The sequence below is a fragment of the Jonquetella anthropi DSM 22815 genome (assembly GCF_000237805.1).
Classification (GTDB): Bacteria; Synergistota; Synergistia; order Synergistales; family Dethiosulfovibrionaceae; genus Jonquetella; species Jonquetella anthropi.
Window position 1 is genome coordinate 1431921 of record NZ_CM001376.1, and the last position, 14452, is coordinate 1446372.

Genomic DNA, 14452 nt, shown 5'->3' on the forward strand with positions numbered 1-14452 from the left:
CTACTGTTTGGAAGCGCGGACACCTGAAACTTGACTGCCCCGCTTGAGCCGCAGAACGGGAATGCTCGCCTCAAGAGCCACCTGCCCGGCCGAATCGTCTCTGTCCATGCCCAGCTCGATGTTCTTCTCGTCCACATCCATATACCGGGTGATCACTTCGATCAAGTCAGCCCGCAGCGCGTTCATCAGCTCGGGTGTGATGTCCGTCCTATCGTGAATTAAAACAAGCTGAAGGCGCTTTTTGGCGGCTTGGCTTGACGGCGTTTTCTTTCCAAAAAGGCACTCTAAAAATCCGAGACGCATCCTTCAACCTCCTACGAACGCTTGAAGAACTTCAGCAGCGACGACAGGAAACCGCCCTTGTGCAGGCTGTTCACGTCGATGAAGGGAACTTCCTCGCCGAGGATCCGGCGGGCGATATTGTCGAACGCCATGCCGGCGTACGACGACGGGGAAAGGGTCAGAGGCTCGCCCCGGTTGGAGGACACGACGACCGAGTCGTCTTCGGGGACGATGCCGATCAGCTTGACCGACAGGATGTCCAGCACGTCGTCCACGCTGAGCATCTCGCCGCTTTGAACCATGCCGGGCCGCAGGCGGTTGACCACCAGCCGAATAGAACTCTTGCCCTGAGACTCCAGCATGCCGATGATCCGATCCGCGTCTCGAACCGCCGACACGTCGGGCGTGGTCACAACCAGAGCCTCATCAGCTCCGGCAGACGCGTTGCGGAACCCTGACTCGATGCCAGCCGGGCTGTCGAGAATGATGAAGTCAAAATCGGGCTTGAGCTGCTCGCACAGGTCTTTCATCTGGTCGGCGGTCACGCAGTCCTTCGTGCGGGTCTGAGCCGCCGGCAGCAGCGTCAGGCCTTCAACGCGCTTATCCCGAATCAGCGCCGCTTTGAGGCTGCAGTTGCCCTCGATGACGTCCACCAGATTGTAGACGATCCGATTTTCCAGCCCCAAAATCACGTCGAGGTTGCGAAGTCCGATGTCCCCGTCCACCACGACGACTTTTTTGCCCTTTCGAGCCAAAGCCATGGAAACGTTGGCGGTCGTCGTGGTCTTGCCCACGCCGCCTTTCCCCGAAGTAACGACGATCACTCGTGCTGACATGGTGTTCCTCCTGTCGTCTGTCCGCTATTGCGCGGTTTTTTGACCGATAGACAGCTCCCGCGGGCTGTTCGTTTTACGCGTTGTTGGTGTCGATCCTCAGTTCCTTGGCGACGAACACGCCGTTTCTCAGCGCTATGGACACGGGCCGACCCCACCACGGGCAGTCGGCCGGGTCTTTTGTCACGCTGACGGTCGTGCCGATCCGAATGTGGTTGGCCATGTAGCTCATCGCGATGACCGTAGCCTCATTATCTCCGCCGTAGCCGGCATGCACAAGCCCTTTCAGCGTTCCTAGGATGCAGACCGAGCCGGTCGCCTGAATTTCCGCCCCGTCGTGCAGGTTCCCCACCAGAATGACGTCGCCGTCGTGCTGAAACGATTGGCCGGACCGAAGCGGATGGGAGAGAATGGCCGTCGTGCTGTCGGTCACCATGGGCCGATGTGATGCCTCGTCCGCCAATCCCAAGTTGGACAGCACCTGACGGGTCACGTCGTTGGACGACTCCCAGCCCTTGACAATCAGATCCTGAATTTCCACCACGTCCGTCAGGAGGTGGAGAATCCAGTGACGGCTCACTTCCAAATCCCCAAAATCGAAAACCAGCGGAATGCCTCGGGCAGTTTGGCCGGCGTCTTTCAGGCTCTTGCCTACGTCCGATACGGTCGGCAGTCCGGACGGGAACGAAACCTGCAGTATGGCGCCCCGCCCTCTGAGCATTACGTCAGTTTTTTGCTCTGTCATTTTCCTTCGTCCCTTCGTCCTGTTCCAGCAAAAATGCCAACAGCTGTCCGACCATCGGCGCAGCCTCCTTGCCGCCGCCCTTGCCCGCTTCCAAATAATAAATGACCGCGTACCGAGGAGCGTCAGCCGGAGCGTACCCGATAAAAACCGCGTGGTCGTCGCCGTGGGAGTTCTGAACCGTGCCGGTCTTCCCAGCCACCGAAACGCCCCACGTCCCGGCGCGCCACCCGGTTCCGCCGGGAGCGACGACTGCCTTGAGCCCTTTTCTGATGATCGACAGGCAGTTCCCGTTCAGGTGAGGATCCCGGCGCAGAGGCTTTAAATCCTTATTCACGTGAGGCTGAATAACGGTTCCTCCGTTGGCGATCGTGGCAAAAAGGTTGACCATCTGGAGCGGCGTCAGGAGCAGATACCCTTGGCCGATAGAGTAGTTCACTGTGTCACCTTTGAACCACGCCCCCAGCCCTTTCCCTTTTTTCCACTCCGGACCGGCCAGATTGCCCCGGCTCTCCCCCGGCAGGTCGATCCCCAGCGGGCCGTCCAACCCGAGACGCCGGCCTAACGACAGATACCGGTCGATGCCCACCAGCTGGCTCGTGGTGTAGAAAAACACGTCGCAGGAGTCGCGCAGCGCGCGAATAATATCCTCCTGCCCGTGTCCCCACCGGCGCCAGCACCGAAACGTTTGGTTGCTCAACTTGTAGCTGCCCGTGCAGGTTATTTGCGTCTTCGTCGTCACAGCGCCGCACTCGAGCGCCGCATACCCGGTAAACGCCTTCCAGCAGGAACCGGGCGAGTACTGAGCCGAAACGGCTCGGTTGATCATCGGGTGCCGCGGGTCTTCCTGAAGAGGCCCCCACTCGGCCGAAGAGATCCCCCAAGCCAACGGGTTCGGGTCGTATGACGGCGAAGAGTATATCGCCAAGACTTCCCCAGTTTTGACGTCCAAGGCAATCGCAGCGCCGCGGAAGTCTCCCATTAAAGCCGCGGCCTTTTTCTGAATCGCCAAGTCAATAGTCAGGTGGATATCTCCCCCCCTGACAGGATCTTTTTTGTCTAAATCGCCCCGCGGCCGTCCGCGGGCGTCAACCTGAAGCGCCCTCTCTCCCGGATCCCCGCGCAGAAGAGTCTCGTAGTATTTTTCCACGCCGGTCTTGCCGATCACGTCGCCGCCAGCGTACTCGCCGCCGGATGAGGCCAGCTCTCCTTCAGAAATCTCGCCAACCTGCCCCACAACGTGGGCCGTCAGCGGCCCTGCCGGGTAATCGCGCCTCTGTCGAGGCAGCGGGAAAAATCCGGATGGAAACGACGGGTCGTTGAGCAGGGACGTCATTTGGGTCATCGTCAGGCCGGAGACGACCGCGACGGCCCGGTAGGGCGCCCAGAATCGCCGGCTGATCCCGGCGGAAAGCTCTTCTGAGGAAAGCGGGATCCCCTGACGGTTAACCGCCTCGAGGAACCGCGCCTTAGACTCTTCGGTCAGGTCAACCGGGTAGGCCATCACGTCGAATACCGTCACGTTGACGGCTAAAGGCCGGCCCTGTCGGTCGAAAATTTGTCCCCGTACCCGAGGAATGCGGATGACTCGAAGCCGGTTGTTCATCGCCAGCTGAACGTATCGATCCGCGTTCCGTATCTGAAAAAAGAACAGCCCGCCTACCAGAAACAAGATACTGCAGACGATCAGCCAGCGGATCACCAACACTCGGGAGTCAACCCGGGGACGAATTTCAGATCTAGAGGTCTTCATCGTTCCAAGTTCTGTACGACCACGCGGCCAAAAAGGCCGGAACGGTCAGAACCATCTGAAACAGGTACACGGCCAGCCAGTTCAGCGCCCCTAAAGACCGCGGCAGCAGCACGAGCCGAATACAGCTGATTATCGACATGAGAACCCAGTTGCTTACGACGAACGCGCCGCCGGTCCGTCCGTCCCGGGGCAGATCAAACCAGAACAGCCGAAACGCCCAATGGGCCATCACAAAAACGGCAGCGGTCAGCCCAGGCATCCCGCTCCAGCGAAAGTCAAGCAGAAGACCGCCAAGGGCCGGCAGCAGGTACCAAACGCAAGGGACGTCGAACCGCTTTGTCCCAACGCCGTTCAGCGCCATAAAAAACAGCTCAGGCGCGAGCAGGCCTGCTCCGACGAGCACCTGTATCAGATCCTGCAGGTACCATGTTCCAACAAGAAGAACCAGAGTCATTTCTGCCCTTTCTCCAAAAAGCCGAGGCTTTGAAGGCGCGACAGCGGCGCTGCCGGAGCGATCTCGTAGTCGATCAGGTCAGGCGAGGGCCGCTCGACGTTTCCCGTCAGAACCCCAACGAGCACTCCGGGCATCAGTCCGCCAGCGCCAATCGACGTGACAATCCGCTCGCCCTTTTGAAGCGTTACTGACGGGGCGACGTAGCGGAGCCACACTCGACCGTTTCCGTCTCCGACTGCCACCCCGACGTCCCGGGCCTCTTCCGCGACCACAGGAACGTACGAGTCGGCGCTCGTGATGAGCCGCACCCAAGTCCGCCCCTGCGCCGAATCCGTCACCAGCCCGACCAGTCCGGCGTCCTTAACCGCCGGGCTCCCTTTCTGCGGCGAGGGTTGTCCCGCCATGTCGAGGCGGACTTCGTCCCACCACGCCTGAGGGTCGCGAAAGTCGATGACAAACTCGCCGCGGTCGCTCACGGCCTGCCGAACGTCCAGCTCTTTGCTCAGCGCCAAGTCAGCGGAGAGACGCCGTTCCCTGGCCTTTAAATCCTCAATGGCCGCCAAAAGCTCCTGCCGATCCGCTGCCCACTCGAATCCAGCCCGAAAGCCACGAGAAATCATCCGAGCAGGCCACTCGGCCGGCGCCAGCATTCTGGCCGTCCAAGCCATGGCAAATTTCAACTCCGGCGTCCGAATGAGGGAAAACAACAACACAAGCCCTGCAGCCGCAAGGCTCAGGGCACAGGTCATTTCCCGTCTTCTGTCTCCGGAGATCACGCCGAAGTCCTTAGCGGTTTCGCTTCTGAACCGTCGTGAGCAGATGTCTCATCCGGTCCATGTCTTCCAGCGCCCTGCCAATGCCCAGCGCGACCGCGTGAATCGCGTTTTCCGCCAAAAATACCGGCGCGTTCAGCGACTTAGTCAGCCGTTCCGGCAGGCCGCGCAGCTGGGAAGCGCCGCCGACCAGCACGATGCCGTGATCGACAATGTCCTTAGCCAGCTCCGGCGGCGTCTGTTCCAAGGCCACCTTGACCATGTCCTCTATCCGGCTGATGAGCGGCAGAAGGACCTCTCTGATTTCCAGCGACGTGACGATTTCGGCCTTTGGAAGCCCGTCGGCCAAATCCCGGCCCTTCACTTCCATCGTCAGCTCTTCGTCGAGGGTCACCGCGGAGCCAATCGTCTCCTTAATCGTCTCGGCCGTTCCTTCGCCGATGAGCAGAGCCCGCTTCTGGCGGAACATGCTCACGATCGCCTCGTCCATCTCCTTGCCGGCCGAGCGAAGCGAGTTGGTCACCACGATGCCGTCCAAGGAAATGACAGCCACCTCACTGGTGCCGCCACCGATATCAAGCACCATGTTGCCCTGCGGCGCGGCAATCGGCAGACCGGCCCCCAAAGCGGCCGCGATCGGCTCGTCGATGATGTACGACTCTTTTGCCCCGGCGCCAATCGCCGCGTCGAGGACGGCCCGGCGCTCCACCTCGGTCACCTTGGCCGGCACCGAGACGACAACCAGCGGGCGGGAAAAACGGCTCTCGCTTGTTATTTTGCTCAAATAGTGTTTGAGGACCGCTTCGGTCATGTCGTAGTTGGCGATCACGCCGTCCCGAAGGGGCCGAATGACCGTAACGCCCTGAGGCGTCTTGCCTTCCATCGCCTTGGCCTCGTGGCCGTAGGCGATAATTTCCCTGCCGCCCTGAGGCATCTTGCGGACGGCCACCGCCGACGGCTCGTCGAAGACGATCCCCTGGTCGCTCTGATACACCACGATATTCGACGTTCCTAGGTCAATCCCTATTCCTTGGCCGATGCTCTTTTTCAGAAAACCCACGTCACGCCGCCTCCTTATCGCTCATCGCGCCGCGAGCTTCCTGATACAACGCTCACACGACCACCGACGATGAGAAAATGTCCTATAAACCGAATGTTTAACAGTTCCAACCGGCAGGCTAAATAGTCTGTCAGTTTCCGGTCTTCCATGCTTGGCTCAGACACCCCGTCCGGGTGATTATGAAGCAGAGCCACGCCCCTACAGTCAAGGCGAACCGCCCGGCGAAGCAAGTACGGCATGTCGAGGGCCGCGCCGTCCGGGCCGCCGTAAGAAAGCCTCTCGTCTCCCAACAGGCGGTCTTGGTCGTCAAAGAAACCGGCCACCACGAACTCACGGGCTTCCGGCCTCAGCTGGCACGCCCAATCGGCGAGCCACGCTTTCAGCGGGGGAAGGCCTTCCTGTTCGTTCGACGACCGACGTCCCAGCTCAAAAGCAGCCAACAAAGCGGCCGCTTTGGCCTCGCCCATGCCGCCGATAGACTGGACGAGCTCCGACGGGCTGGCCTGCGCCATTGCCCGAAGCCCTCCAAACTCAGCCAGCAGCGAGCCGGCCAGTTCAAGAACTCCCTGAGCGGCCGTTCCGGTCCGAAGCAGCACGGCCAGCAGCTCCACGTCGGACAGGCCGGACGCCCCGAGACGGCAGAGCCGCTCCCGCGGTCGAGAAGACTGGGGAAGCTGCTTGAGTTTCACGCCTCCTGCCGTCACTGGAGAAACGGGTTGAGCTGGCGCTCTCTGTCCAAGCTCGTTTCCGGCCCGTGCCCCGGCAAAACAGGAAGGTCCCCTTTCAGCTCTTTGAGCCGCGCCAACGACCTCGCGAGCGCCTCGCTGTCGCCGCCCCGCAGGTCCGACCGGCCGATGCTTCGGGCGAACAGGGTGTCGCCCGAGATCAGCAGTTTTTCGCCGTCCTTCTCGACGATGTAGCAGCAGCTGCCGGGCGTGTGGCCAGGCGTGAGCAGCACGGTCAAGGAAAAGCGCCCCACGCTGAACGTGTCGCCCTCGTCAAGGAGCTTGGACGGCTCGTACGGCGGCACTTCTCTGCCAAACTCGACCGCCAGATTGGCCCAGTTGTCCTTTGTCATGTTCAAGTCGCCGCGGGCCATGTAAACTGGCGCCCCTGTCGCCTCCACCAGATCAGCTACCCCCAAACAGTGGTCCATATGCCCGTGGGTGAGCAGGATAGCGCCGAGCTTCAGCCGTCGGTTCTGCAAAAACTCCACCACGTCAGCCGGATCTCCGCCCGGGTCAACGCAAAACGCCGTCCCGTTGCCGTCGTCAAAAGTATAGCTATTCGTCCACAGTGGGCCGAGAGGAATTCGCTTGTAGTCGAACACCGCTGTTTTCTCTCCTTCGCGCATCTCTTATTGCCGTTTGTCCCGAACCGGTTTAAGCCGGCGCCTCAGCCTTTGACGGCGAGTCGACTATTAAAGTCACCGGCCCGTCGTTTTCTATCGCTACAACCATGTGCGTCCTGAACACGCCGGTTTCGACCTGAATACCCTTTCCCCTCAGGCGGGCCACAAACCCTTCGTACAGTTTGTCGGCCTCGTCGGGCGGCGCAGCCTTGACAAAAGACGGACGGCGCCCTTTTCGGCAGTCGCCGTACAGCGTGAACTGCGAGACGACGAGCATCTGGCCGCCGAGATCAAGAAGGGACCGGTTCATTTTGCCGTCCTCGTCCTCAAAAATCCGAAGGTCTGCTACCTTATCGGCCAGCCACTGGACGTCCTCCGGCCCATCGCCGTCTTTAACTCCCAGAAGGACGCACAGCCCCGGGCCAATGCGCCCGCAGAGGGTTCCTTCTGAACTGACCGAACAGCTTTTTACCCTCTGAACGACAGCTCTCATATTTATCCCCTTTTCACGTCAATGACGTTCCGCACCCCGCCAAGTTTTGCGATGAGCGAGTAAAGGTGCTCCACGTCCCTGACCATAACTTCCATTTTCATTCTGGCGTGCCCTGCGGCGACGCCAATCTGAGTGGCGCGGACTGAGTTGATGTTCGCCTCGCTGTTGGCGCAGACCCGCGCTACATCGGCGAAAAGCCCCGACCGGTCGACAGCGTCGATGACGATCTGAGCCTGATACTGTTTTCGGGACGTGTCACCCCAAGCAACCCGAACCCGGCGTTCGTCAACAACATCGGCGATGCGCTCGCAGTCCGAGCGGTGAACCATGATTCCGCGGATCTTCGTCACGAACCCGACGATATCGTCCCCTGGCACAGGACAGCAACACTGGGCCAAGGAGATCTGTATTCCCCCTGTTCCCCCGACAACGATGTCGCTGTCCGACTTGTTGCGAAGTTTGTGAGGCCCCTCAGTAGCCGAGGGCTGCTCTTCAGCCTCACTGTGATTGGCCGCCTCGGCAATTCGCCCGGCAGTCTGAGATGTGTTCAGCTTTCCGGAGCCGAGAGCGAAGTACAGGTCGTCGTAATTGGACAGCCCTAGGTCTCGGGCAACCCGGTTCATCGACGTCGAGAGGGCCTCCAGCGACGTGAAGGCGTCTCCCAACCGGGCCCGCAGTTCCCTTTCCAGAAGCTCTTTGCCGCGCGAGACGTCGTCTTCTCTGGCTAAGCTGTCCAACCGTTTGAAGTACGCCCGAATTTTGCTCTTGGCCTTGCTGCTTTTGACGAACCGCAGCCAGTCGCGGGACGGCTTGGCGCTGGACGACGTCATGATTTTGACGATGTCGCCGTTGTGAAGCTCGTAGTCGGCCGGCACGATGCGGTTGTTGACCATCGCCCCAACGTATTGCTCTCCTACCTGAGTGTGAACCGAGAACGCGAAGTCGACGACCGTCGAGCCTCGGGGGAGATTTTTCACGTCCCCTTCCGGCGTAAAAACGAACACGTCGCTGGTGAGGACGTCGTCCTTCAGCCGCTCCATGAACTCTTCGGAGTTGGTCTCGTCGCTGCCTTCCAAAGCCCGGCGAATCCACTCCAGCTTGCTGTCCAAGTCATCGACGTGGCTGTCGCCCTCTTTGTACCGCCAGTGGGCGGCGACGCCGTACTCAGCCCGCCAGTGCATGGCCCACGTCCGAATCTGGACCTCAAGAGGCTCGCCCGATGGCCCCAGAACGGTGGTGTGAAGCGACTGATACATGTTGTTCTTCGGGTTGGCGATGTAGTCGTCGAACTGGCCTGGGATAGGCTTCCAAATGGTATGAACTACGCCCAGGACGGAGTAGCACTGCGCCACGTCCTCCACGATGACCCGCAGAGCCAGCAGGTCGTATAGCTGGTCAATGGAGAGCTTCTTGCGGTTCATCTTCTCGTAAATGCTGTAAAAGTGCTTGGCCCGCCCCTTGATGGAATTCTTAATTCCCATCTCGTCCAGCCGGGCCTGAAGGATCTCCAACGCCTGCTCGACGACCGCTTCCCGCTCGGGAAGCCGCTTTTTAACCTTGCTCTTGATCTCGTAGTACATCTCGGGGTCGTAGTACTTGAACGCCAGGTCCTCAAGCGTCCGCTTCATCTGGTAAATACCCAGACGGTGCGCCAGTGGCGCGTAGATCTCAAGAGTTTCCTTGGCGGTCCTTATCTGCTTGTCCCGGCGCATCGCGCCGAGACTGCGCATGTTGTGAGTTCGGTCGGCCAGCTTGATGAGCACGACCCGAATGTCCTTGGCCATGACCAGGAACATCTTCCGAAGGTTTTCCGCCTGATAGTCCTCAAACGTCTTGAACGGGAGCTTGCCGAGCTTGGTTACCCCGTCGACCAGCGTGGTGACAACTTCGCCGAAGCGTTCCCGCATTTGTTCAGCGGTGCACTCGGTGTCCTCCAGCACGTCGTGAAGCAGGGCTGCCTGCAGCGTAGCCACGTCCAGCTTCATGTCGGCGAGTATTGACGCGGCAAAGACGGGGTGAATGATGTACGGCTCGCCGCCCATACGCATCTGCTCGCCGTGAGCCCCCGCGGCGAAGACAAACGCCTCGCCGACGCCTTTCAGCTCGTCCCGATTCAGGTAGCGGGATATTTTCGACCACAGCTCCCGCCAAGCATACGTGACGGTGGCGGAGCTCTGAGTGGCCGGCAGCCGCCCGATGTAGCTGTCCCGCAGGCTGTTCAGCTCTCTTTTGCCCGCGGCGGTCATCTCCTGAGGAACTGGTGTTCCGGTCGTTTCCTGCGTCACCGTCATCACTCACGCCCCCTTCCCGTCTTTGGGCCGATCAGGCGCCGCGGCCCAAAACGATCTTATCCACCACGAACTGGACGTTCCGACGTCCCCGCCAGACGTTGATCCTCGGCTGGTAAATCCAGCCGGCGATTCCCGGCGCGTCGTCAATCTGTCGGGCGCCGCCGAACGCCAGAAGCCGAGCCCCCCGACAGTTCACCGTCAGGTGACGCCCGTCCTTGCCGAGAGGCTCATACACCTCGTCGGCACAGCTCGGCACAAAAAACGACGGCGCCGGATTGCCGTTCCCGAACGGGCCGAGTTTGGCCAAGTCGCCCAAGTCGTCCATCTCGATGCGAAGCGGGTCATACAGGATGGCCTCGTGCCGCTCGGCTACCGGCTGGACCTGAGACAGCAGTTTGTTCAACCCCAAGGCCACTTTCGGCCACTGGGCCGCTGAGACGGAAAAACCGGCCGCGTACTGATGGCCGCCCCAATCGTCCAACTTATCGGAAAGCTGTTTTAACAACTCGACCGCGTTAGCCCCTTCGGGCACGCGCAGCGTGCCCCTGACGCCCCGCTGCGTCGACGCCGCTAGGGCAAACCCCTGCCGCCGTTCGTGACAGAGCCGGCTGGCGATGCCGCTTAAGATGCCTACAGGCCACGACGGGTTGAAGAAGACCTGCGTCGAACAGTCGGTATCCAGCTGTTTTGACAGGCTGTCGGCTATCTGGCTCGACAGGTCCCGGCGGCGCTGGTTGACCTTCATGAGGCTGTCGACGTTCTGTTCCGCGTCGCCCAGTTGGGCGACCACGTTGACCGCCAAATCAGCCGCGCCGAGACGCCCGGCGGCGTTTAGGCTGGGAATCAGCCTCATGGCCAGATCCCGCTCGTCCAGCGACGCTCCCTCGAGCCGCAGCGCCGAGATGAGCCGCCCGAGACCTCCAAACGGGCGGCGGCGCATTGAATCGAGCCCCTGACGGATCAGCTCTCGGTTAAGAAATTCCAACGGCATGCAGTCGGCGATGGTTGCCAGACCGGCCAGCTGAACCAGTTCGAGCAGCGATTCTTTCGGAAACAGCCCGGATTGGGCGGCCCAACACCATAAAACGCCGGTTGCGCAAAGCGTCCGAGCCTCTCCGTCGCCGTCAATCTGGGGGTTCACGAGCGCGTCTGCCTCGGCGAGCTCTCCGTCCACCAGATGGTGGTCGAATATCAGCACGTCCATCCCGGATTCCTTGGCAAGAGCGACCTCGCTGCGGTCGCGGGAACCGCAGTCGGTCACGATCACCGTCTGGATTCCGGACTGCGCCGCCATGCGGATGCCCTCGCAGTGAAGGCCGTAGCCTTCAGTTGACCGGCGGGGAATGTAGTAGTACGTCCGAGCCGCGCCGCTCATCTGAGCCAGAGCCATGGCCAAGACGGTTGACGACACGCCGTCCACGTCGTAGTCGCCGTATACCAGCACCGACTTGCCGCGAAGGGCGTCGGACCACTTTGACGCCGCCCGAGCCGCGCCGGATCCCAAGTTGAGCGAGCCCAGCTGATCCACCAACGGCTGTTGGCGTAAAAACTGCGGGATCTGATCTGCCGCCACGCCCCGGCTCTCAAGGACCGCCACGCAGAGGGGCGAACACCCGAGCCCGCGGGCTCGGGTTTCCCCGCCCGGCTCGGGTCTGAACAGGTCTAATTCTTCAATCGTACAGGTGGCGATCAATGATTTTCCCCTTTTCTATTTCGGCACGTCTGCTGCCAGTTTAAGCGAAAGTCTTTGTCCCAGTTAAACCTTCAGGCCGCCTTCGATGAAGTTGATCTCTTCTTCGGTCGTCCCGGCCGCCTGAGCCGCCGAGAGCAGGGCTTCCCGCTCCTTCTCGAGGGCGGCGATCCGCAGCTTGCTCCGAGAGAGCTCCCGGGCGACCCGATATCTATTTTCCCAACCGGCGACAACGGCGAAAACGCCCATCAGCAGGACACCGAGGCCAAACATGAGGACCTCCCACAGCCCCTGCGGCAGGGCAAATTCCCACGCCAGCCACCGAACCGAGATCATGTCCGGGTTCTGAACCGCGAAAATCGCCGCCAAAACAGCGGTCAGCCCTAAGCCAATTCCGTAGCTTTTCACGCCGATCACCTTCTTTTCGTCCGAGCAGCTGAATGTATCGTTTTATTTTATCATGACGGGATAACCGTGTCCCCTCGAAGCGCGCCTTGAAACGACGCGAGGGTTTCCGGCATGTCCTGCCGAAAACCCTCGTGATACGGGCCACCGAAATGTGCCGCCGGCCCGACGCTGTTTATTCAGATGCCCCGGTTGTCTCCCCAGGTATTCCGGCAGGTAAACTCGTACACCTGCTTGCGCTCCCGAAGGGACGCTTCGGCTTCCTGAAGCTCCTTCGGCAGGGCGTCCACCTTGCCGGGGAAGCCCAGCGCGATCATGGCCACCGGGATGACGGTCTCAGGCACCTTGAAGGTGTCGATGACCCGCTGATGATCAAAGCCGGACATGACGTGCCCAAACATGCCCTTCGACGTCGTCTCCAGCAGGAGGTTCTGAACCGCGAGCCCCAAGTCAAACTGGGCCGTCGGGTTTGGCTTGCCGTTATGCTCAAACACCGTGTCCGCCAGAGCAACCAACAGCAGGCTGGCGTCCTTCGCCCAAGCGGCGTTCTGCGGGACGAGACAGTCCAACAGCCGCTGGAACTCATCAGGGTGCGCCCGAGACGCCACGATGAACCGCCACGGCTGGGCGTTATAAGCCGACGGAGCCCAACGGCTCGCCTCAAGGAGCGAAAGGATAAACTCCTTGCCCGGCGCTTTCGTCGGATCAAACGCTCGGGGACTCCAACGTCTGGCGATGAGGTCGTTAATCGGGTAGCTGGTACGAGCCTTCTTCTCCAAGAGAGACCACCTCACCTTTTTTCTGTCTTCTAACATTATAACATGATGTTTCAGATTTCCGGCCGGTCACTTGCCGACACAGAATCGGCTGAAGATCTCATCCAGCAGGGATTGGTCGTTTTCCAGCCCTAACAGGCGGTCCAACGCGCGCTTCGCGTCGGCCAGACAGGAGGCGACCGCCCCTTGTCCCAGCCCGGACTCAAGCGCCAATCGACCGTCCTCTAGGCTCTCCGACGCGGCCTTCAGCTCGCCGACCTGGCGAACGCTGGCGTTTAAGCTGTCGTCTACCGACTTATTGCCGTAGGCCAGCGACACGATCGCCTCTTTGAGCTCGTCGAGCCCCGCGCCTTTTTTCGCCGACAGGACGACTAGCGGACTGTCGGGAAACTGCTCGGCCAGCTCCTTCTCGTCGAACTTCCGCTCCAAGTCGGATTTAGAAATGACGAGCACGTGGGAACCGGCCGCGGCGTCGGCGATCAGCTTCATGTCAAGGTCGTCAGCCGGCCTGGATCCGTCGATAATCCAGACGCGAACGTCCGCGCTCTTCATGGCCTTTTTCGCCCGCTCGACGCCGAGAAGCTCCACCTCGTCATGGCTCGGCTCTCCCATGCCGGCGGTGTCAACCAGCCGCAGCGGGACGCCCCGATACGTCAGGACAGCTTCGACGATGTCCCGGGTTGTCCCCGGCACGGACGTGACGATTGATCGGGACTCCTTAAGAAGCGCGTTGAGCAGCGACGACTTGCCGGCGTTCGGACGGCCGACCAGCGCGACCCTGACGCCTTCGCGCAGAATCACGCCGGACGCACAGCGGTCCTTTAAATCGGCCAGCAGGGACCGAAGCACTTCCATCCGCTCGGCCAGCGTCCCGTCATCGACCAGCGGGACGTCCTCATCGGGAAAGTCGAGGCCAACTTCGACCTCTGCGGCGAGCGAGATCAAGCCGTCCCGCAGGTCCTTCACCTGTTCGGTCAGTTCGCCCGACAGGGTTCGGTTCGCCGCCCGGAGGGCCTCGTTGCTGCGGGCGTGAATCAGCGCGGCGACCGCTTCAGCTTGGCTCAAGTCAAGCCGGCCGTTTTCAAACGCCCGGCGGGTAAACTCGCCCGGCAGGGCTTGTCTGGCTCCGGCGGAAATGACCAGCTCCAGACACCGCTGGGCAAGGAGGCTGCCGCCGTGGCAGTGAATTTCAACCACGTCCTCGCCGGTATAGCTTCGAGGGGCCTTGAAGGGCAAGACCAGCACGTGATCAATCGTCTGTCCCCACTCGTCGGTCAGCTGGCCGTTGTGAGCGTACCGAGGCGTCATTTCCCCGCATGGCAGAATGACTCGGGCATGGGCAATCCTCCATGAATCAGGCCCCGACAGGCGAACGATGGCAACGCCGCCGTCTCCCCATGGCGTCGCAATCGCAGCGATGGTATCCCCCCACATCGTCCCCACTCTCCTTTCCTTCGGTCTGAGCTGTAAAACCACCCGTACGTTCGCTTTTGTCCTATTATATCTGTATTATAATGAAAGATAACGAGCTGACTGACGAATATTTGGC

15 protein-coding genes are annotated in these 14452 nt (G+C 60.9%); all 15 read right to left on the reverse strand.

The genetic code is table 11. From position 1 onward, the window contains the following. The 15 genes from minE to mnmE all read right to left on the reverse strand — a co-directional run bounded on the left by minE (position 1) and on the right by mnmE (position 14337). A complete protein-coding gene (gene minE, locus JONANDRAFT_RS06685; protein ID WP_008521886.1) occupies positions 1-303 on the reverse strand; it encodes a cell division topological specificity factor MinE in 303 nt (100 codons plus the stop codon). Between the two features lie 11 nt (positions 304-314). Next, a complete protein-coding gene (gene minD, locus JONANDRAFT_RS06690; RefSeq protein ID WP_008521887.1) occupies positions 315-1118 on the reverse strand; it encodes a septum site-determining protein MinD in 804 nt (267 codons plus the stop codon). A 73-nt stretch (positions 1119-1191) separates the two neighbouring features. Beyond that, entirely contained in the window at positions 1192-1860 is a 669-nt protein-coding gene (locus JONANDRAFT_RS06695) for a septum site-determining protein MinC (RefSeq protein WP_008521888.1), read from the reverse strand. Beyond that, on the reverse strand, positions 1841-3610 hold the full coding sequence (mrdA, locus tag JONANDRAFT_RS06700) for a penicillin-binding protein 2 (protein WP_008523288.1): 1770 nt from the start codon (positions 3608-3610) through the stop codon (positions 1841-1843). The genes JONANDRAFT_RS06695 and mrdA overlap by 20 nt, the downstream gene beginning before the upstream one ends. Beyond that, a complete protein-coding gene (locus JONANDRAFT_RS06705; protein ID WP_008521891.1) occupies positions 3597-4064 on the reverse strand; it encodes a hypothetical protein in 468 nt (155 codons plus the stop codon). The genes mrdA and JONANDRAFT_RS06705 overlap by 14 nt, the downstream gene beginning before the upstream one ends. Further along, complete coding sequence (mreC, locus tag JONANDRAFT_RS06710) at positions 4061-4813, reverse strand: rod shape-determining protein MreC (protein WP_008521893.1); 753 nt, start codon at positions 4811-4813, stop codon at positions 4061-4063. The genes JONANDRAFT_RS06705 and mreC overlap by 4 nt, the downstream gene beginning before the upstream one ends. A 37-nt stretch (positions 4814-4850) precedes the next feature. After that, complete coding sequence (gene mreB / locus JONANDRAFT_RS06715) at positions 4851-5897, reverse strand: rod shape-determining protein (protein WP_008521895.1); 1047 nt, start codon at positions 5895-5897, stop codon at positions 4851-4853. A gap of 14 nt (positions 5898-5911) precedes the next feature. Continuing rightward, positions 5912-6586: a JAB domain-containing protein gene (locus JONANDRAFT_RS06720; protein ID WP_021775927.1), complete on the reverse strand. Its 675-nt coding sequence runs from the start codon at positions 6584-6586 to the stop codon at positions 5912-5914. An 11-nt stretch (positions 6587-6597) separates the two neighbouring features. Then, positions 6598-7251, reverse strand: coding sequence for an MBL fold metallo-hydrolase (locus tag JONANDRAFT_RS06725; protein ID WP_035786981.1), 654 nt, complete (start codon positions 7249-7251; stop codon positions 6598-6600). A 28-nt stretch (positions 7252-7279) separates the two neighbouring features. Continuing rightward, positions 7280-7741: a D-aminoacyl-tRNA deacylase gene (gene dtd / locus JONANDRAFT_RS06730; RefSeq protein ID WP_008521901.1), complete on the reverse strand. Its 462-nt coding sequence runs from the start codon at positions 7739-7741 to the stop codon at positions 7280-7282. A 2-nt stretch (positions 7742-7743) separates the two neighbouring features. Beyond that, positions 7744-10032 (reverse strand): RelA/SpoT family protein, encoded by a 2289-nt coding sequence (locus tag JONANDRAFT_RS06735; RefSeq protein WP_008523296.1) that lies wholly within the window; start codon positions 10030-10032, stop codon positions 7744-7746. A gap of 31 nt (positions 10033-10063) precedes the next feature. Next, positions 10064-11725 (reverse strand): single-stranded-DNA-specific exonuclease RecJ, encoded by a 1662-nt coding sequence (locus JONANDRAFT_RS06740; protein WP_008521905.1) that lies wholly within the window; start codon positions 11723-11725, stop codon positions 10064-10066. A 63-nt stretch (positions 11726-11788) separates the two neighbouring features. Next, positions 11789-12130 (reverse strand): LapA family protein, encoded by a 342-nt coding sequence (locus JONANDRAFT_RS06745; protein WP_008523297.1) that lies wholly within the window; start codon positions 12128-12130, stop codon positions 11789-11791. A gap of 176 nt (positions 12131-12306) precedes the next feature. Continuing rightward, positions 12307-12942, reverse strand: a complete 636-nt coding sequence (locus tag JONANDRAFT_RS06750) for a nitroreductase family protein (protein WP_008521908.1) — start codon at positions 12940-12942, stop codon at positions 12307-12309. Between the two features lie 30 nt (positions 12943-12972). Then, a complete protein-coding gene (gene mnmE, locus JONANDRAFT_RS06755; RefSeq protein WP_008521909.1) occupies positions 12973-14337 on the reverse strand; it encodes a tRNA uridine-5-carboxymethylaminomethyl(34) synthesis GTPase MnmE in 1365 nt (454 codons plus the stop codon). Between the last annotated feature and the right edge of the window lie 115 nt (positions 14338-14452).